This is a genomic window from Actinoplanes sp. NPDC051633 (assembly GCF_040681735.1).
Lineage (GTDB): Bacteria > Actinomycetota > Actinomycetes > Mycobacteriales > Micromonosporaceae > Actinoplanes.
Genome location: NZ_JBFAZH010000029.1, coordinates 1 through 18424, shown reverse-complemented (window position 1 = coordinate 18424; position 18424 = coordinate 1). Strand labels below are relative to the sequence as shown.

Genomic DNA, 18424 nt, shown 5'->3' with positions numbered 1-18424 from the left:
CCTTTCGGTGCTCGAGGCCGCCATGCCCGACGAGATGGCGGGGCCGTACCGGCAGGCGCTCACCAAGCTGCAGGAGGCCGCGCCGCCGATGCCGGTGGCGAACGTGCACAAGGCGCTCGCCGAGCAGCTCGGCGACGACTGGCGGGAGCGGTTCGCCGACTTCGACGACAGCCCCGCCGCCGCGGCCAGCATCGGGCAGGTGCACCGGGCGCTGTGGAAGCTGCCGCCGTCGCGCAAGGGCGCGAAGCCGAAAACCGTGCCGGTCGCGGTGAAGATCCAATATCCGGGCGCCGGTGCCGCGCTGATCTCGGACCTCAAGCAGCTCTCCCGGCTGGCCGGGATGTTCAAGATCATTCAGCCCGGGATGGACATCAAACCGCTGGTGGCCGAGCTGCGCGATCGGATCATCGAGGAGCTCGACTACGCGATGGAGGCCGAGGCGCAGACCGCGTTCGCCGACGCGTTCGCCGACGATCCCGAGATCCACGTGCCGCGGGTCATCGCGCACGCGCCGCAGGTGCTGGTCACCGAGTGGGTCGACGGCACGCCGCTGGCGAAAGTGATCAGCGACGGCACCGAGGCGGAGCGGGACGAGGCCGGCCGGCTGATGGCGACCCTGCACTTCTCGGCGCCGGCGCGGGCCGGGCTGCTGCACGCCGACCCGCATCCGGGCAACTTCCGGATCCTTCCCGACGGCCGGCTCGGCGTGATCGACTTCGGGGCGGTGGCCCGGCTGCCGGGCGGGCACCCCGAGCCGATCGGCCGGCTCTGCCGCCTCGCGCTGGACGGCGACTCCGAGGGGGTGGCCGACGGCCTGCGCGACGAGGGCTTCATCAAGCCGGACGACGAGATCGACGCCGACGCCGTGCTCAAGTTCCTGCGGCCGATGATCGAGCCGATCGCCGTGGACGAGTTCCGCTTCACCCGGGCGTGGATGCGCGGCGAGGCGCAGCGGCTCTCCAGCCCGAAGTCACCGGCCTTCCAGCTGAGCCGCAAGCTCAACCTGCCGCCGTCCTACCTGCTGATCCACCGGGTGACGATCGGCTCGATCGGCGTGCTGTGCCAGCTCGAGGCCAAAGCGCCCTACCGGGCGATTCTGCAGAAATGGCTGCCGGGCTTCGCACCCGTGGGATAGCCGGAAAGCCCGTCCGCGGCGTGCGGACGGGCTTTCCGATATGGATCACTAGTAGGGGCGACCACCCAGTTCGCGTGCGGCGCGCTGACGCGCCTCCATGGCAACACGGCGGGCGGGTCGGTGAGCCTCAGCGGTCTGAGGCTGACGCGTTCGTGCTCGGCTCAACGCTTCTTGGAGGAATTTCACCTTCGGGGCTCCGTTCAGAGTCATTTCGATCGTCTGCTTCCGGGTCGGGTAGTGGACGGTGGTCATGTCAGGCCGCCAGTCGGACTGCGTCGCGCTCGAGGCCGTTGGCCGCGAGCCGCTCCTCGGTCTCGATCTTCAGCTCGGCGTCGCGAGCGACGTCGGCCTTGCGGGGACGACCGCGGGGCCGCTTACGCGGGACCACGGCGCCACGCTCGAAGATCTCGCCGCCCCAGACACCCCAGGGCTCGCTCCGCTCGACCGCGCCGGCGAGGCACTCGACGCGCAGCGGGCAGTCCCCGCAGAGCGACTTGGCCAGTTCCAGCTGGGCCGGGGAGTCCGAGAACCAGAGGTCCGGGTCGAACTTCCGACAGGGCAGGTTTGCCTCGAGCTCGACGCTCACGTCGAGTGGGGCCAGCGCCAGACTCATAAAGCCCGGTCACCTCTCTCTTTGATCGATCTTCTGGATCGTCTTGCTGGTGGTGCGCCGGCCTGTGAGCCGACAAAAAGTTAGGCCGCGGATCCCGGTAAGCGGGTTCCGCGGCCTCGAGGTGAGCCGGTTGGTCTGTTTGTCAGACCGGCCTTCCTCGAGGCGGTGCGCCGCCGACCACATCCGTGCCCCGCACGGAAACGTCGTTGCCGCCACCGAACCCACTGATGCTGCCGCCCATGCCGGGAACCAAGATCCGAGCCAGCTCGGCCTGGGTCTGGACCTGGTGCACCCGCGAGAGCGAAGCCTGCGGTGCCGCGAGAATCACGGCAGCGGCAGACGGAGCGCACACGGCAGCAGGCAGCGCCAACGGTCGCTGGATCGTGTAGTTGCTCTCCATCGGTGCCACCTCCTCCATCTGTGTGTCGCTCGACTCTGGGCCCCATCGGAGCGTGATCGCTCGTCAAGGTGTGCACTGAGGCTATGACGCGTGTAGCAGCGAGGGCAAACGAATTAACGGACTAGTTTTCAAAGTTTTTCTCTGCAAGATCATCAGGGGTCTTCCCGGCCACCAGGGCGAACACCGCGGAGCCGTACTGACCGAGCTTGCGGGGGCCTATCCCGGCGATGGCGAGCAGCTCCGCGGGGCCGGCCGGCTTACGCTCGGCGAGGGCCACCAGGGTCGCGTCGGTGAACACCACGTACGCCGGAACATCCAGCTCAGAAGCCATCCGGACGCGCCACTCACGCAGCCGCTCGTACAGATCCTCGTCGATGTCCGACGGGCAGGTGGGACAGCGGCCGAGCTTGCGGTCGGCGCCCGCGAGCAGCGTGGCGCCGCAGATCCGGCAGGACGAGACCTGGGATCGGCGACGGTCGGGTTTCCGACTGAGCGTTGACGCGCCCGCCCGCTCGGTGCCCCCGCGGCCCTCGAGCTGCGGCAGGAAGCGGCACGGCCGGCGGGCGCGGCCACCGCCGGATCGCAACTGCCCGTACGAGAGCCAGAGCCACTGCCGCGCCCGGGTCACCCCCACATAGAGCAGCCGCCGCTCCTCCTCGATCTGCTCGGCCGTCTTCGCATAGGTGGTCGGCAGCGTCCCGTCCGACAGCCCGACGAGGAACACCGCGTCCCACTCCAGGCCCTTCGCCGAGTGCAGCGACGCGAGCGTCACCCCCTCGACGGTCGGCGCGTGCTGCTGGTCGGCCCGGTTGCCCAGCTCGACCACGAAATGCGAGAGGCCGACGCCCGGCGTACGCGCATAGTCCTCGGCCAGAGCGACCAACGCGGCCAGCGCCTCCCACTGCTCGCGTGCCGCACCGCCCGGCGGGGGTTGCCCGCGCGCCCAGCCGGTCGCCGACAGCGCGTCGACGACGGCCTCGACCAGCGGGGTCCCCTCGGCGGTCGACCGCACCGCCGAGCGCATCGCGATCATCGCCTGCCGCACCTCGGGCCGCTCGAAGAACCGCTCGGCCCCCCGCACCACGTAGGGCACGGAGGCCTCGGTCAGCGCCTTCTCATACGTCTCCGACTGCGCGTTGGTGCGGAACAGCACCGCGATCTCGCTGGCCGGCGTGCCCGCGGCCAGCAGCTCGCGGCAGCGTTTCGCCACCGCGGCCGCCTCGCCGGACTCGTCCGGGAAGATCTTCAGCTCCGGCTCGGCGCCGGGCGGCCGCTGCCCGACCAGCTCGAGCCGCAGCTTGGCCTCGCTGCCGCGCGCCTGCTTGATCACCGCGTTGGCCAGGCCGACCACCTGCGGGGTGGAGCGGTAGTCGCGGACCAGCCGGACCACCACCGCCTCGCGGCGCTGCCGGGGGAAGTCGATCAGATAGGCCGAGGTGGCCCCGGTGAACGAGTAGATGGTCTGGCTGGCGTCGCCGACCACGGTCAGGTCGTCGCGGCCGCCGAGCCAGGCCTCGAGCAGGCGCTGCTGCAGGGGGTTGACGTCCTGATACTCATCCACGACGAAGTGCCTGTACTGCGCCCGGATCTGCTCGGCGACGTCGGCGTGCTCCTCGATGCCCCAGACCGCGGCGCGCAACATGTCCTCGAAGTCGATCACGCCCTGGCGGCGCTTCAACTCCTCATAGGCCGTGAAGACCTCCGCCACCTTCGCCGGGTCGAACGGCGGCTCGCGCAACGCCTTGGCCGCGGCCACCGGATACTCCCCCGGCTCGACCAGGGACGATTTCGCCCACTCGATCTCGCTCGCCAGGTCGCGCGCGCCGGTGCGGTCGGCCCGCACGTTCACCCTCGCCGCCGCCAGCCCGACCAGGCGCGCTTTGCTCTCCAGTAGCTCCGGCATCGCCCGGCCCTCGAGCAGCCGGGCGGCGAAATAGCGCACCTGCCGCAGCGCCGCCGCGTGGAAGGTGCGCGCCTGGACCCCGCCGGCGCCCAGCGCGCCGAGCCGGGCCCGCATCTCGGCGGCCGCCCGGGCCGTGAAGGTGACCGCCAGCACGTGCCGCGAGCTGATCTCACCGGTCAGCGCGCGGTAGGCGATGCGGTGCGTGATCGCGCGGGTCTTGCCCGTCCCCGCGCCGGCCAGGATGCAGACCGGGCCCGCCGGGGCGGTCACCGCCTTGCGCTGATCGGGGTCGAGCCCGGCGAGCACGCGTTCCGCTGTCACAGTTGGGAATCATGGCACCGGGGTATGACGTTTCCACGGAAGGCACCAATCCGTGTGACGTACGCGAAGGAGTCCCGACCGATGTTGACCATGTACTCGACCACCTGGTGCGGCTACTGCCACCGGTTGAAGTCGCAACTCGACCGGGAGGGCATCGCCTACGAGGTCGTCGACATCGAGCAGGACCCGGCCTCGGAGACCTTCGTCAAGAGCGTCAACAACGGCAACGCGGTGGTTCCCACCCTCAGGTTCGACGACGGCTCGACCCTCACCAACCCGAGCGTCGTCCAGGTCAAGAACCACATGGCCACGGTCTAGATGGCCACTGTCTAACCGGCCTGGGCGATCAGCTCGTCCAGCTCGGCGTCGGTCAGGGCCAGCTCCTCGACCAGCGCCGCGAACATCAGCACGTGCACCTTGACCGTGTCGGTCGCCGCGATCTCGGCGGTCGGCACGGTCTCGCCCAGTGCCTCCCGGATCAGCATCTCCGCCTCGCGCACCGGCAGCTTCAGCTCCGGGTGGCGCCCCGCCGCGGCGCGGACCGTCGCGGTGATCGTGGCGAGCGGCATCTCCGGCTTGAACCGCAGCCCGACCGCCAGCCGGAACGCCGCGTCGAAGACCTCTTCCGCGCCGTCTCCGGGCGGGTCGCCGGCCGGCGTGTTGGTGGCGGTGGCCCGCAGGAACGCCCCGGCGGTCATCGCGCGACCTTCCGCCGCCAGGGACGGCCGTCGGACGGCAGCTCGTAGCGCGCCACCCGCGTCTCCGCCTGCGCGACCAGCGCCTCGAGCAGCTCGGTGTCCGAGCCCGCGCCCTCCGCCGCCGCGCCGCGCGCCAGGTCGCCGATGACGAGGATCATCATGCCGAGCCGCCGCTGGTCCGGGATGCCGTCGACCAGGTCGGGCTCGCCGAGGGCGGATCTGATCACCGCCTCGGTCTCCCGGGCCTTGACGCCGTCCGAAGGGATGCCCCGGCGGTTCAGGAGATCCCGGACGTAGGGCGTGATCTCGCGCGGGTCGCGGCCGGCGAAGCAGCGGCGCACCGCGACCGCGAACACCTCTCGCATCAGGCGCGCCGAGGCGGGCACCGAGCCGACCGGGTCGCGATCCTCGGCCCGCAGCGAGGTCAGCACCAGCTGACCGGTGGGAGTAGCAATCACAAAGTGGACTTTACGGACTCTGTAGCCAGCGCTCGATCAAATAGAGCGCAATCGAGGCGTTCATCGGCAGCCGGGCCGGCGCTCCGGTCTCCGGGTCGCGGTAGCGGTCGCCACGCATCGCCGCGATGTCGTCGCGGGTGAACCACCGCGCCTCGGCGATCTCCTCGGGATCCACGCGGATCGGCTCGTCGCTGTCGGCCCGGGCGGAGAAGCCGAGCATCAGGCTCCCGGGGTACGGCCACGCCTGGCTGCCCTCGTACCGCAGATCGCGGACGGTGATCCCGACCTCTTCCTTGACCTCGCGCAGCACCGCCGCCTCGACCGACTCCCCCGGCTCCACGAAGCCGGCCAGCGTCGAGAAGCGCAGGCTGCCGTCCGGCATCCGCCAGGCCGCGTTGCGCCCGAGCAGGCAGCGCCCCTGCGGTCCGGGCACGCCGTCGTGCACGAGCACGATCATCGCCGGGTCGGTCCGCGGCCACATCTGCTTGCCGTCCGCCGTGACCCGTGACCAGCCGGCCTCGATGACCTCGGTCGGCTCGCCGGTCAGCGGCGAGAACAGGTGCGAGACGTGCCAGTTGACCAGCGCCGCCGCCGCGCTGAAGAGCCCGGCGTCCCGATCGTCGAGCCGGTGCCCGACGTCCCGCAGGGTCCGGCCGCGCGCCCCCTCGATCTCCGGCAGCGGGGCGTCCACCGTGAACAGCGGCGTCCCGTCCGGGTCGACGCCGAGGAACAGCCGCTCCCCCTCGGGCGCCACCGCCGACTCGAGCAGCACCAGCTCGGCGCTGCCGTCCGCGCGGTCGCGGACCGGGGCCCGGCCGGTGGCGGCGGTGTCCACCACCAGCACCAGTCCGGTCTTCCAGGCCTGCTCGAGCCACTCCGGATCACGCCGGTGATGGGCGGCGCGGTCCAGCGTGTTGCGGGCGAGCGGCGGAACGGTGGGCCACTGGCCGGGCTGCTCCTCGATGTCGGGTTGTTCGGCGGAGCTCATGGGACGTCGCGTTCCACCGTCGTCAGGATCGACAGCTGCCTCTCCACCTTCTCCGCGTCGCCGAGCACGACGGCAACCGCCCGGGACGGCGCCATGTAGCGCGCGGCCACGTCGGCCACCTGCTCGCGGGTCGCCGCGGCCAGCGCCGCCGAGTGCTCGGTCAGATAGTCGAGGCGCAGGCCGAAGCTCGCGTACATGCTGGCCAGGCCGGCGAGCCCGGCCTGGGTGGACATGCCGAGCCGGAGCGTGCCCAGGGCGTACCGCCGGGCCTGCTCGAGCTCGTCCTCGCCGGGGGGGAGGCTGGCGATGCGGCCGAGCTCGTAGAGGGTCTCCAGCAGCGACGGCCCGGTCACCTCGGTGGCCACCTCGACCGCGGCGACCAGCGACGAGCCGGCCACGAAGTGCTCGATGGAGGTGTTCGGCCCGTACGTGTAGCCCTTGTCCTCGCGGATGTTCTCCACCCACCGCGAGGAGAAATAGCCGCCGAAGATCAGGTTGGCCAGCTGCAGCGGGGCGTGGTCGGGATGGGTACGCGGCACCGCGGGCAGCGCCATCCGCAGCGACGACTGCACCGCGCCCGGCCGGTCCACCAGCAGCAGCGGGCCTGGCTCCAGCGCCGGCGTGGCCGGGACGTTGCCGTCCTTGCCCGGTCCGGTCCAGCTGCCCAGCGCCTTGTCCGCCGCGTCGATCGCCTTCTCCGGGTTGATGTCCCCGACCAGCACGAGCACCGCGCCCTCCGGGCGGACCCGATCGGCGTGCAGGGCGCGCAGCTGCGCCGGGCGGACCCCTCGGACCTGCTCCGGCTCCGGGGTCTGCACCGCGTAGGGGTGCCGGCCGTAGACCCGCTTCAGCAGGGCCGTGCGGGCCAGATGGGACGGCTGGCTCTGCGCCACCTGGATGTGGTCGACCAGGCGGTCGCGCTCGACGGCGACCTCGTCCTGCGGGTACGCCGGATCGGTCAGCAGATCGGCCAGGATCTCCAGCGTGCGGTCCAGCCCGGCGGCGAGCGCGTTGCCGGTGATCAGCAGCCGGTCCGGGTCGAGCCCCGCGGAGAGCCCGCCGCCGACCGCCTGCAGCTCGGCCGCCACCTCGGTGCTCGACATCGAGCCGGTGCCGGTGAACAGCGCCTGGGACAGCAGCGTGGCCCGGGGCAGCGGCGCGCGGCCGAACGGCACCCGCAGCCGGATCTCGACCAGCGGCACCACCGGACGCCGGATCGCGATCACGGTGAGCCCGCTGGCGAGCGTGCGCTCGGCCTGCTTGGGCAGTTTGATCTTGCTGTTGGGTGCAAGATCGGGTAGGACGTGCGTGGTCATGCGGCGGCTCCGGGGACGACCTCGACGGTGGCGCGGCGTTCCGGCCGCAGGCTCGCGGCGGCCGCCACGATCTGTGCCTCGGTCACCTCACCGACCAGCTTGGGCACTTCGTTGAGCAGCTCGGGACGGCCGCGCTGCAGCTCGAGCACCGCCATCGGCAGGGCGCGGCCGAGCACGGCGTCGGTGTCGCGCAGGTGGTGGGTCGCCATCCGAGCCTGGGTACGCGCCAGCTCTCCGGCCCCCAGCCCGTCGGACGCCAGCCGGTCGAGCTCCTCGTCCACGGTGCGCAACACCTTCTCCGCGTCCCCGCCGGGCGGCATGTGCGCCTGCAGCAGCATCGCGGTCGGGTTGCGCACCCCGAACTCGTCGCCCATGAAGCCGATGTAGCCGCCGATGCTGGTCGCCGTGCGGTCACGCTGCACCAGGCGCTCCACGAGCCGGGACGCCTCGCCGTCGGTGAGCACCTCGGCCAGCACCAGGAACGGCAGGTAGTCGGAGAACGAGTTGACCGGGTCGGGCACCCGCCAGGCGGAGGCCACCGCGGGCAGCGGGGCCAGCCGGTCGGTGTACGACTCCCGCTTCTCCGCCGCCAGATCCGGCTCGTCGAAGTCGGGCCGCTCAGGGGCGGGCCGGGCCGGGACGTCGCCGAAGTGGCGCTCGATCAGCGGCGTGATCTTCGCGACGTCGAAGTCCCCGGCCACCGACAGCACCGCGTTGCCGCAGGCGTAGTAGCGCTCGAAGAACTCCTCGGCGTCGGGCAGCGTGGCGCTCTCCAGATCCTCGAACGACCCGTACCCGTCGTGCGCGTTGGGGAAGGTGTCGAAGACCACCGGCGGCAGCTTGAGCCACGGGAAGCCGCCGTACGGCCGGTTCAGGACGTTGACCCGGATCTCCTCCTTGACCACGTCGACCTGGTTGCGCAGGTTCTCCTCGGTGAGCCGGGGGCCGCGCATGCGGTCGGCCTCGAGGAACAGCGCCCGCTCCAGACCACCGGACGGCAGCACCTCGTAGTAGTCGGTGTAGTCCAGATGGGTGGAGCCGTTGAAGCTGCCGCCGGCGCCCTGCACGTGCCGGGCGTGCACCAGCTTCTCCAGATTGGCCGAGCCCTGGAACATCAGGTGCTCGAAGAGGTGCGCGAACCCGGTGCGCCCCTCCGGCTCGGAGCGGATGCCGACGTCGTAGACCACGGCCACGCCGACGACCGGAGCACTGCGATCGGGTGCCAGCACCACCCGCAGGCCGTTGTCGAGGGTGAGTCGTTCCACCGGATACCGGGTCGCGGGAATCTTCATTTTGCGCACCACCCCATGAATCTAGCCCGCGTACCGGGCGCGTACGCCAGCGCCTGGAAGGGCGGTGATAACTTTCCGGGTCGAAGGCAATTCGTTCGGTCGATGTCTCAATGGGGAGTTATGGCGGTTCAGCTGCGATTGACATGCGCGTCGGCCGCCGACGGCGAGTCGTTGTTCCGCTGGCTCGCCGAGGAGCCCGGCGCCCGGTCCGACGGGCACCTCTCCCGCGCCCCCAGCACGGACCCCGAGGAGATGGGCACGCTCGTCGACGTGCTCTCGCTGATCATCGGCAGCGGCTTCTCGGCCGCACAGCTGGTGCTGGCGATCCGGCAGTGGCGGGAGTCCCGGCCGCGCCCACCCGAGCTGGTGATCACCCATGTGGACGCCGGCGGCGGGACCACGAGGATCGAGGCGTCCACCCCGGAGGCTCTGGAGACCGCGTTGCGGGAGCTGGAGCAGCGGTAACCGATGAGCGAGGTCGCCGCTGCGGCGCTGTCCCAGGTGGTGCTGATCGGCGTGTCCGGCTATCAGCACCTGCCGGACCTGACGCCGGTCCGCAACAACGTCACGGGACTCGCCGACCTGCTGGGCGATCCCGCCTACTGGGGTGTGCCGCCGGGCAACGTGCACGTGCTGCTCGACCCGGAGAGTCCCGGCGAGGTGAGCCGGGTGGTGCGGGAGGCGGCCGCGGCGACCGAGCGGGACGGCCTGCTGCTCGTCTACTTCTCCGGGCACGGCCTGGTCGATCCGGCCGACGACGACAAGCTGATCCTGGCCCTGCCGGCGTGTGACCCGGACGCGCCGCACGAGGAGGGCCTGCCCTACGACTGGGTCCGGTGGGCGGTGGCCGGCACCCGCGCCCGGCGCCGCCTGGTGATCCTGGACTGCTGTTACTCCGGCCGGGCGGACGCCGAGCTGGGCTCCGGGTTCACCGGGACCGACGCGGTCGCCGACAAGGCCGCCACCGACGGCACCTGCCTGCTCGTCTCTGCGCCGGCGAACCGCCGGGCCCGGGCGCCGCACGGCGAGATCCACACCGCCTTCACCGGCGAGCTGCTGCGCTTCCTGCGCGAGGGATATCAGCCCGGCCCGCGCGAGGCGACGCCGCCGGCTCTGACGGTGGAGACCATCTGGCGATCGGTACGCGACGCGATGCTGCGCCGCGGCTTCGAGCGCCCCGAGATGCGCGCCCGCGACTTCGGCGCCGCCATCGCGCTCGTACACAACGCCCGCCTGCCGCGCCACGACCTGGCCGGCTCCGTCCTCTACGCGGCGCCCTGGTTCATCGACGACGAGCTGGGCCAGCGCGCGGTCCTGGTGTTGCGGCACAACGCGACCGGCTCGCTGGGCGTCTGCCTCACCCGGCCGGACCGCGAGATCCCGCCCGACTTCCCCGACCGCTGGCGCCCGCTGATCAGCACCCCGGCGATGCTCTTCCACGGCGGCCCGGTGGCCCGCGACGGCTACATCGTGCTGACCATGCTGCGGGCCGGCGCCGCGCATCCGCTGCGCTTCACCCCGCTGCGCCCGCCCGACGAGGAGGGCGCCGACCGGCTCGGCACCATCGCCCTGTCGCAGATACCCGAGGATCTCGAGGACACGGTGGACACCATGCGGGTCTTCGTCGGCTATCTGGGCTGGCGGCCGGGCGAGCTGGAGGACTACATCGAGCGCGGCGAGCTGATCGTCAGCCGCCGGCCCACCCGGCAGGTGTTCACCGAGCGGCCCGGCGAGCTGTGGCAGTCCCTGCAGGCAGCCCGATGACCGACCCCGGCACCCCGAGCTCTCCCACCGACGAGGAGCTCAGCCCCGGCGAGGCGATGCTGCTCGCCCGGCTGTCGGCCAGCCTGACCGGGTCGGAGCAGATCACGCTGATGCTCGGCTCCGGGGTCACCGCGAGCGTCGTGCCGCGGCCGCCGGGCCTGCTGGAGATCGCCGACCAGTACGCGGCCGGCCGCAACGACGAGGGTTCGCTGCAGCGGGCGCTGGTGCAGGCCCGGGCCCGGCTGACCGATCCGGCGCCGGTCGACGTCTACCGCGCGTACCGCCGGGTGTTCTCGGACTGGGTCTCGCCGGGCGCCTTCGACGTGATCGCGCAGCAGGCGGTGCTGAAGGCGTACACGCCGGAGGACCCGATGGAGTCGCCGCTGGCGACGCGCGGCCTGGGTCAGCGGGTCGAGCGCGGGGTCGGCGAGGCGCTGGAGAACGAACGGTACGGCTGGCGGCTGCCCCGCGGCATCCAGGCGCTCGGCCACCTGCTGGCCCAGACCGCGGTCGCCTTCGACAACCGGGTGCTCACCACCAACTTCGACCCCCTGATCGAGATCTCCGTCCGCGCCGCCAACGGCCTCGCCGTCAGCCTCCCGCTCGACCTGCACGGCGGGTACGGCACCTCGGCCGGCGCGGACGGCGCGATCCGCGTCTTCCACCTGCACGGCTTCTGGCGGCCCACGCTGCACATCCGCGGGCACCGGCTGCTGCACGACCCGGCCCGGCTCGCCGAGGCGACCGAACTGGTCAGCGGCGCGGCCGCGCTGATCCGCGGCGACACGGTCTGCGTGCTGGGCAGCAGCGACTGGGCCGGCACGATGGCCTCGGCGATCGCGATCGTGGCCCGGCGCCGGCGGATCCGGGTGCTCTGGGGCCTCTACGACCCCGACCCGGACGAGGCGCTGCGCACCGGCGCCCGGCTCTCCGAGCGGATCGGCACCGAGGTCGAGTGCTTCCCGGGGGTCGACACCGAGCGGCTGTTCCCGGCGCTGGCCGACCGGGCCGGGGTGATCGTGCCGCCGCGCGAGACCGGCCGCCGGCACATGACCCGGCACCACAAATGGGAACGCCAGCTCGTCACCCAGCCCGACTCGCAGCCCCCGGCCGACGTGAACGGCCTGATGCTGCAGCTGGAGCGCCGGTTCGGCTGGGTGACCCAGCAGCAGGGCGCCCGCCGCCCGTCCCGGGTGCTGTGGCCGGTGCGCCTGCGGCCGCGCGCGTCGGTGATCCACATGGTGCAGGCCTTCGTGGCCGGCGCGCTGGCCCGGCTCGGCGTCGAGGTCCGGATGGTGCTCGACGACGTCGGCACCCGCCACGCGGACGCGGCCGACAGCTTCCGGGCCGATCTGGTGCGCTGGATCGGCCACACGGGACAGGGCGCGCCGGTCCGCTTCGTCAGCCTGGGCGAGTTCGTGGACCAGAGCCAGCGGCTGCCGCGGGTGCCGACGCCGGAGTCGCTGCTGCGCCCGACCGACCCGTGGGGCGTGGCGCGGCGGATCTTCTACAGCGACCGCAACCCGTCGCTCTACAGCATGCTGGCTTCGGTGAAGGCGGTGCCGCACCTGGCCGACTGGGACGCGCTGGAGGCGAACGCGTGGCCGATCGTGCAGGCGATGCTGCGGACGGACGCGAGCCGGTTGCTGATCCCGCTGACCCTGTGGCCGTACCTGAACAGCATGTTGCTGGAGAGCCCGACCGGTGACGTGCTGACCCTGGGCGGGCGGGACGAGGCGCTGCTCTGGGCGCAGTGGCGGCAGACCTTCGGCTTCGGGCCCGGGCACCTCTACAACCCGTACATCAAGAACCTCAAGCACGACGCGCACATGCTGAGCTGGTCGTCCCGCGAGGAGTTGTGCGAGCACCTCTACCGCACCAGCGAGCTGCACGGCTGGGACTCCGACGGCAGCTACGTGCCCTGGCTGTTCCACAACGCGATGCTGCTGCCGGCCTACCTGACCGCGGCGAGCATGCCGGAGGTCGACGACTTCCCACTCGACTCGTGGGCCGCCTTCGTGGCCGCGATCGAGATCGGCCGGCCGGCCCTGGACGTTCTGGCAGACCGTGTCAACGACCTCTACCTGGGTCGATGAATCGGCGTATCCTGGCCTCATGACGTCAGTCGCCGTTCGCGAGCGGGTCGCCGGGCACCAGCGGATCCGCGAGGGTGTCGAGATCTGTGTCGAGGTGCTCGGCGAGGACCTGACGGCGTTTCTGGCGGGCGCCAACTCGGTCGGTGAGTTCCGCGGGTGGGCCTCCGGGCCGGTGCTGAGCAGTGATCCGCCGGCCCGCCGGGTGGCCGCGGCCGCCGAGGTGGTCGCCATCTTCGCGATGGTCAACCGCACCGCGCTGGCCGCGCCCTGGCTGCGCGAGGTCGGCCCGGCGGGCATCGTGCCGGCGCGGGCGTTGCGGGAGTCCACCGGCGACCCGGCCACGGTCAAGGCGCTGCACGAGGCCGCCGAGGCCTGGACCGCCGCCTTCTGAGTTTTCGGCCCTTCCGGCACGGAGCCCTTGACGGGGTAATCCCATCGCGTCCATTATTCCTATCCATAAGATATGAATATCCGGGACGAGAGGAAGCTTCCGTGTACGTCTCGGCACGCACCGACTATGCCGTCCGCGCCATGCTCTCCGTGGCCGCGGACGACCCCGCCCTGGTGAAGGCGGCCACGCTGGCCGCCGCCCAGGACATCCCGCTGAGCTTCCTGCAGGGCATCCTGCTGGATCTGCGCCGCGCCGGCCTTCTGCACAGCCACCGCGGCGTGGACGGCGGATACCAGCTCGCCCGCCCGGCGGACGAGATCACCGTGGGCGATGTGGTCCGGGCGGTCGGCGGCGCGCTCACCACGGTCCGCGGCCTGCCCACCGCGACCGCCACCTACCACGGCGCGGCGGTCGGCCTGCGGGACGTGTGGGTCGCGGTGCAGGAGGCGATCGAGGGCGTCGTCGACCACCGGACGCTGGCCGACCTGCGGGAGCTTCAGATGGCCCGGACCGAGGAGAGCACGTCGTCGATGACGTAGTCGAACTGCTTGTGCGTGCCGGGGATGGAGACGTAGAGCACGGCCGCGGTCGGCTTGCCCACGTCGATCACCGCCACGGCGGAGAGCTCGTCCTTGGCCTCCAGCCCGGCCGCCTCGAAGTGCAGCCGGAACTCGCTCACCCACGCCGGGCGCCCGCCCAGCGTGGTCATCTCGTCGCGTAACGGCTCCAGCGTGTTCGGCTGCGGGTAGTACGAGGACCGCACGTCCGCCGCGACCTGGCGCCCGACGCACTCGAGGTTCAGCGTCACCGCATCGTTGTCGGCCGCCGGGACCGCCGCCGACAGGATCGAGGCGTGGTACTCGCCGCTGGCGTAGCTCTCGGTGACGAAGTGCTGCCCGACGCGGTACGGCACCTCGAGGGTCCCGGCCTTCCATACCGTCGTCCACTGCTCCCACGGCGCGCCGTACGCGTTGTAGGAGATGCCCGCCTCCTGGTCGGTGGTGCGGGCGCCGGTCGGCGGCGGACCGGCACTGGGCCCCGCCGAGGGCCCCGCGCTGGGCGGGACGGTGGGCGCCGGGCACATCTGGGCCAGCGGCGGCCGCACGTCGGTGGGCGCCTGCGCGTCATCGCCGCCGAACGGGTCGCCGCGGCCGGAGAAGGCGACGATCAGGATGACGGTCAGACCGGCCGCGAGGATGGCGCCGGCGATGCCACCGAAGATCAGCATCTGACGCTTGCGCCGCTGTGGTCCGCTGCCGCCGGGCGGCCCGGGTGGCGCGGGGGGCGGCGGATCAGCGGGCGGGGGCAGGCTCGGCGCGGTGACCGTGCCGGAACCCCAGGAACCACCCGGCCGTTGCCAGGTGCTGATGGGCTGCGATCCGTCCGACACGCCTACCAGTGAACACCACGCGGCTGCGGACCGGACATCAGCCGAGCATCACGGGCTCGTACCAGGGAGCGAAGGCGACGAGGGCGATCAAGGCGATGCCGATCACGGCCAGGCTCAGCACGAAAGTCATCTCACGACGCGTGGCGGCGCTATGCCGGGTTCGCATGATTGCGGCCCTCCCTGGCGCTTGATTCGATCAGTCCACCAGTAAGACGCTCACCGAACGTGAAAGGTTGCGCCCAGCACAGGCGAGTTTCAGGTTGGGCCGTTAAGTTCGGTCGATGGAGCTCGTGTACCCGCCGGTCATCGGCCTGGCGAAGACCATGTTCCGGGTCCTCGACATGCGGATCACCATCGAGGGCGCCGAGCACATCCCCACCACCGGTGGGGCGGTGCTGGCCAGCAACCACGTCAGCTATCTCGACTTCGTCTTCTGCGGGCTCGCCGCGCAGCCGTCGAAACGGCTGGTCCGGTTCATGGCCAAGCAGTCGGTGTTCGCGCACCGGGTGAGCGGACCGCTGATGCGGGGCATGAAGCACATCCCGGTCGACCGGTCGGCCGGCGCGGCGTCGTTCGCCGAGGCCGAGGCGGCGCTGCGGCGCGGCGAGGTGGTCGGCGTCTTCCCGGAGGCCACGATCAGCGAGTCGTTCACGGTGAAGGCGTTGAAGACCGGCGCGGCCCGGCTGGCCCGGGCGGCTCAGGTGCCGCTGATTCCGATGGTGGTGTGGGGCCCGCACCGGCTGTGGACCAAGGGGCGGAAGAAAGACCTGACCAAGCGGCACGTGCCGGTGCTGATCAAGGTCGGGCCGCCGCTGCCGGCCGTGGAGGACGCCACCTGGATGTTGCGGGAGCGACTCGGCGGGCTCCTGGACGCGGTGCAGCGCGCGTACCCGGAAAAGCCCGCCGGCGAGGGTGATCGATGGTGGCTGCCCGCCCACCTCGGGGGTGCCGCGCCCCTGCCCGACCCGACGCCGGCCTAGGCCCAAGATCCTGTCCTGGAACGCGGCCGGCGCCGCACCCCTGCAGGAGTGCGGCGCCGGACCTTGCGTTACCTCAGAGCGGCCGGATGTTGGCGGCCTGCGGGCCCTTCTGGCCCTGGGTCACCTCGAACTCGACCCGCTGGTTCTCGTCCAGGCTGCGGTAGCCGGAGGTCTGGATTGCGGAGAAGTGGGCGAAGACGTCGGCGCCGCCGTCGTCCGGGGTGATGAACCCGAAGCCCTTGTCCGCGTTGAACCACTTCACAACGCCGGTAACCATGATCGTCTCCTCGACGGTCGAACGTTCCCGCCACTATCGGCGGCAACGAGGGTGGTAAGAACCGCAGTTCGCGGATCTCGTGCTGTCGTACTGATCGCCCGTACCGGAAAGACCCGGGTTACGACAAAGAGCGCCTGGGGCAGAATCCCCACAGGCGCTCCTAAGTACTTGGGAACCAAACTGACAACAAGCGGAGCCTAGCACGACGAGGGAGGGCATTCGGTGATCGACGTGCAGCTGGCACAGCAGCTCAAAGAGGCGGGCCTGGTCTGGAAGCCGGCAGCGGGCGACCGATTCGCCATTCCGGACCGTGACCTGGACGAAGAGGTCTTCGTGCTGAGCAATATGACCATCGAGGTCTATCAGGTTCCCGAGGGCCGGGTGATCGGCTTCAACGGCACCACGGAGTGGGCGCTGGACGACGTCGAGATCGAGGAGGCGCTCTGGCTGCCGCGCGAGGATCAGCTGCGTGAGATGCTCGGCGGCACGTTCCGGGCGCTGCGCGCCACGGATGCGGAGTTCGACGTCCAGACCGTTCTGCTCGGCGAGGAGCGGTCGTTCACGGCCTCGACCGCCGAGCAGGCGTACGCGGCCGCGTTGCTGCACCTGCTGGCGGCCGCCCTTTAATCCCCTTCGGGGTTCTGGCCCACCTCGGGGATGGCGCTCAGCAGCTCCCGCAGCTCCGCCTCGTCGAGCATGTCGGCCGGGCGGACCGTCGAGCCCTCCCGGACGTAGTGGAAGCCCGCCCGGACGTGTGTCACCGGCACGCCGGCCAGCGACGCCCAGGCGATCCGGTAGGCGGACAGCTGCACCGCCGCCGCGGCCGCCTCCGCCGGCCCCGGCGGACGCCCGGTCTTCCAGTCGATCACGTCGTACCGGCCCCCGGGGTCGGCGAACACGGCGTCCATCCGCCCCCGCACCACCACGCCCGCGATCGTCGTGGCGAACGGCACCTCCACCTCGACCGGGGTGCGGTCCGCCCACTCGCCGGCCAGGAACGCGGCCTGCAACGCGGCGAGCTCCTCGTCGGCGGCCGCGTCGTCGTCCGCCGCGCCGGGCAGCTCGTCGACGTCCAGCAGGCGCACCGAGCCGAAGCGCTGCTCCAGCCAGGCGTGGAAGGCGGTGCCCCGGCGGGCGTACGGCGCCGGGCGCTGCGGCATCGGGCGGCGCAGCGAACGAGCCAGCGAGTCGGGGTCGCGGCGCAGCGTGACCAGCTGCGACACGGACAGGTGCGGCGGGATGGCCACCTCGATCGGCCCGTCTCGGCGGGCCCGCTCCTCGCGCTCGGCCAGCAGCATCCGCGCCTCCCGCTGCCACCTCTCGATGGGAGCGTCACCCGTCGGGGCCAGGCCGACCACCTCGGCGGCCCGGGCCGCGTCCTGCTCGTCCAGCTCGGTGAACGCGGTGGCGGTGTCGGCGTCGGGCGCGGCGATCATCCGGCGGATCAGGTCGGCGGCCTCCTGCACGGCCGGGCGGCGCGGGCCCAGCGGGTCGGCCGGCCACTCGGCGGAGGAGACCAGCTCGGCGCTCGGGTTGACCGCCTCCGGCGCCGGCTCGGGCGTCCAGACGTCGACCACACCGGCGCCCGCCAGGCAGGTCTCCCGAATCTCGTCGAGGAACACCGACGGGCCGCGCGGCCGCTTGACGCCGTCGCCCCACCAGTACGCCGAGCACAACAGCAGCCGTCGGGGGCGGGTCACCGCCACGTACGCGAGCCGGCGCTCCTCCCGCTCGTCGTGCTCGCGCCACGCGGCTCCGAAGGCGGCCACCGCCCCGGCCACGTCCTTCTGATCCTGCGCGTCCGACAGATCCAGCTCGGGCAGCCCATCGGCGTCGCCGCGCAGCGGGAACGGCAGCACGCCCATGCCCATCAGGTAGTGGTCCGAGCTGCGCACCATCCCCGGCCACACACCCTTGGCCAGGCCCGCCACCGACACCACATCCCACTCCAGGCCCTTCGCGGCGTGCGCGGTGAGGATCTGCACCGCACCCTCGACCACGTCGACCTGGCCCGGCTCGAGCCCGCGCTCCTCCTCCTCGGCCGCGGTCAGGAAGGCCAGGAACCCGGCGAGCGTGCCGCCGTCGGTCTCGCCCGCATACCGCGACGCCACGTCGCCGAGCGCGTCCAGGTGGCCGCGGGCCAGCCCGGCGTCGCCCGCCTGCCAGCCCCGCACCGCCACCTCGACGTCCAGGCCGATGGTCCGCTCGATGTCCGCCAGCAGGTCGGGCAGGGGCTGGTCCAGGCGGTGCCGCAGCTCGGCCATCTCCCTGGCGTACGCGCGCAGGCGCGCGTAGCCCTCGGCCGAATACTGCTGCGCCGCACCCAGGTCGGCCATCGCCTCGACCAGCGTGGCGTCGTCCAGGCGGTCGCCGACCACCTCGTCCGGGTCCTCCCGGTTGAC

At 72.0% G+C, this 18424-nt stretch carries 20 protein-coding genes; 9 read left to right on the top strand and 11 right to left on the bottom strand.

Annotated elements, in window-relative coordinates:
• Positions 1-1135 (top strand): AarF/ABC1/UbiB kinase family protein (locus AB0M20_RS03580; protein WP_364293083.1); only part of this gene is annotated, 1135 nt, incomplete at its 5' end.
• Positions 1136-1388: 253 nt separating this feature from the next.
• Here AB0M20_RS03580 and AB0M20_RS03575 read toward each other — a convergent pair.
• The 3 genes from AB0M20_RS03575 to AB0M20_RS03565 form a co-directional block, all read right to left on the bottom strand.
• Positions 1389-1748, bottom strand: a complete 360-nt coding sequence (locus AB0M20_RS03575) for a WhiB family transcriptional regulator (protein WP_364293080.1) — start codon at positions 1746-1748, stop codon at positions 1389-1391.
• Between the two features lie 142 nt (positions 1749-1890).
• Entirely contained in the window at positions 1891-2148 is a 258-nt protein-coding gene (locus AB0M20_RS03570) for a hypothetical protein (protein ID WP_364293077.1), read from the bottom strand.
• Between the two features lie 121 nt (positions 2149-2269).
• Positions 2270-4372, bottom strand: coding sequence for an ATP-dependent DNA helicase UvrD2 (locus tag AB0M20_RS03565; RefSeq protein ID WP_364293074.1), 2103 nt, complete (start codon positions 4370-4372; stop codon positions 2270-2272).
• Positions 4373-4453: 81 nt separating this feature from the next.
• On the opposite strand from AB0M20_RS03565, the gene AB0M20_RS03560 reads away from it, so the two are divergent.
• Positions 4454-4690 carry a mycoredoxin gene (locus AB0M20_RS03560; RefSeq protein ID WP_364293071.1) on the top strand — a complete coding sequence of 79 codons (237 nt, stop codon included), beginning with the start codon at positions 4454-4456 and terminating at the stop codon, positions 4688-4690.
• Positions 4691-4701: 11 nt separating this feature from the next.
• Here the strand turns inward: AB0M20_RS03560 and AB0M20_RS03555 are convergent, their stop codons facing one another.
• The 5 genes from AB0M20_RS03555 to AB0M20_RS03535 are packed head-to-tail and all read right to left on the bottom strand — an operon-like array spanning position 4702 to position 9124.
• Complete coding sequence (locus AB0M20_RS03555) at positions 4702-5070, bottom strand: hypothetical protein (RefSeq protein WP_364293068.1); 369 nt, start codon at positions 5068-5070, stop codon at positions 4702-4704.
• The gene (locus tag AB0M20_RS03550; protein WP_364293065.1) at positions 5067-5528 is read right to left on the bottom strand and encodes a hypothetical protein; all 462 of its coding nucleotides are present in this window, start codon (positions 5526-5528) and stop codon (positions 5067-5069) included. Before AB0M20_RS03550 ends, AB0M20_RS03555 begins: the two co-directional genes overlap by 4 nt.
• 10 nt (positions 5529-5538) lie before the next feature.
• On the bottom strand, positions 5539-6516 hold the full coding sequence (gene nudC, locus AB0M20_RS03545) for an NAD(+) diphosphatase (protein ID WP_364293062.1): 978 nt from the start codon (positions 6514-6516) through the stop codon (positions 5539-5541).
• A complete protein-coding gene (locus AB0M20_RS03540) occupies positions 6513-7832 on the bottom strand; it encodes a pitrilysin family protein (protein WP_364293059.1) in 1320 nt (439 codons plus the stop codon). Before AB0M20_RS03540 ends, nudC begins: the two co-directional genes overlap by 4 nt.
• Entirely contained in the window at positions 7829-9124 is a 1296-nt protein-coding gene (locus AB0M20_RS03535; protein ID WP_364293056.1) for a pitrilysin family protein, read from the bottom strand. Before AB0M20_RS03535 ends, AB0M20_RS03540 begins: the two co-directional genes overlap by 4 nt.
• A 120-nt stretch (positions 9125-9244) precedes the next feature.
• On the opposite strand from AB0M20_RS03535, the gene AB0M20_RS03530 reads away from it, so the two are divergent.
• The 5 genes from AB0M20_RS03530 to AB0M20_RS03510 all read left to right on the top strand — a co-directional run bounded on the left by AB0M20_RS03530 (position 9245) and on the right by AB0M20_RS03510 (position 13914).
• Positions 9245-9589 (top strand): hypothetical protein, encoded by a 345-nt coding sequence (locus AB0M20_RS03530; RefSeq protein WP_364293053.1) that lies wholly within the window; start codon positions 9245-9247, stop codon positions 9587-9589.
• A 3-nt stretch (positions 9590-9592) separates the two neighbouring features.
• Positions 9593-10888: a YqgE/AlgH family protein gene (locus AB0M20_RS03525; RefSeq protein WP_364293051.1), complete on the top strand. Its 1296-nt coding sequence runs from the start codon at positions 9593-9595 to the stop codon at positions 10886-10888.
• Positions 10885-12984 (top strand): hypothetical protein, encoded by a 2100-nt coding sequence (locus tag AB0M20_RS03520; RefSeq protein WP_364293048.1) that lies wholly within the window; start codon positions 10885-10887, stop codon positions 12982-12984. The genes AB0M20_RS03525 and AB0M20_RS03520 overlap by 4 nt, the downstream gene beginning before the upstream one ends.
• A 19-nt stretch (positions 12985-13003) precedes the next feature.
• The gene (locus AB0M20_RS03515) at positions 13004-13375 is read left to right on the top strand and encodes a hypothetical protein (RefSeq protein WP_364293045.1); all 372 of its coding nucleotides are present in this window, start codon (positions 13004-13006) and stop codon (positions 13373-13375) included.
• Positions 13376-13476: 101 nt separating this feature from the next.
• Positions 13477-13914, top strand: a complete 438-nt coding sequence (locus AB0M20_RS03510; protein WP_364293042.1) for an Rrf2 family transcriptional regulator — start codon at positions 13477-13479, stop codon at positions 13912-13914.
• Here the strand turns inward: AB0M20_RS03510 and AB0M20_RS03505 are convergent.
• Positions 13872-14765, bottom strand: coding sequence for a hypothetical protein (locus tag AB0M20_RS03505; RefSeq protein WP_364293039.1), 894 nt, complete (start codon positions 14763-14765; stop codon positions 13872-13874). The two genes, AB0M20_RS03510 and AB0M20_RS03505, sit on opposite strands and share 43 nt — an antisense overlap.
• A 281-nt stretch (positions 14766-15046) precedes the next feature.
• Between AB0M20_RS03505 and AB0M20_RS03500 the strand changes: the two genes are divergently transcribed.
• Positions 15047-15745: a lysophospholipid acyltransferase family protein gene (locus tag AB0M20_RS03500; protein WP_364293036.1), complete on the top strand. Its 699-nt coding sequence runs from the start codon at positions 15047-15049 to the stop codon at positions 15743-15745.
• Positions 15746-15818: 73 nt separating this feature from the next.
• Here the strand turns inward: AB0M20_RS03500 and AB0M20_RS03495 are convergent, their stop codons facing one another.
• Positions 15819-16022 (bottom strand): cold-shock protein, encoded by a 204-nt coding sequence (locus AB0M20_RS03495; RefSeq protein WP_015625344.1) that lies wholly within the window; start codon positions 16020-16022, stop codon positions 15819-15821.
• Between the two features lie 222 nt (positions 16023-16244).
• Between AB0M20_RS03495 and AB0M20_RS03490 the strand changes: the two genes are divergently transcribed.
• Positions 16245-16649 carry a pilus assembly protein CpaE gene (locus tag AB0M20_RS03490; RefSeq protein WP_364293033.1) on the top strand — a complete coding sequence of 135 codons (405 nt, stop codon included), beginning with the start codon at positions 16245-16247 and terminating at the stop codon, positions 16647-16649.
• On the opposite strand, the gene AB0M20_RS03485 is transcribed toward AB0M20_RS03490, so the two are convergent.
• Positions 16646-18424, bottom strand: a 1779-nt coding sequence (locus tag AB0M20_RS03485) for a PD-(D/E)XK nuclease family protein (RefSeq protein ID WP_364293030.1), incomplete at its 5' end; no start/stop codon positions are given. The two genes, AB0M20_RS03490 and AB0M20_RS03485, sit on opposite strands and share 4 nt — an antisense overlap.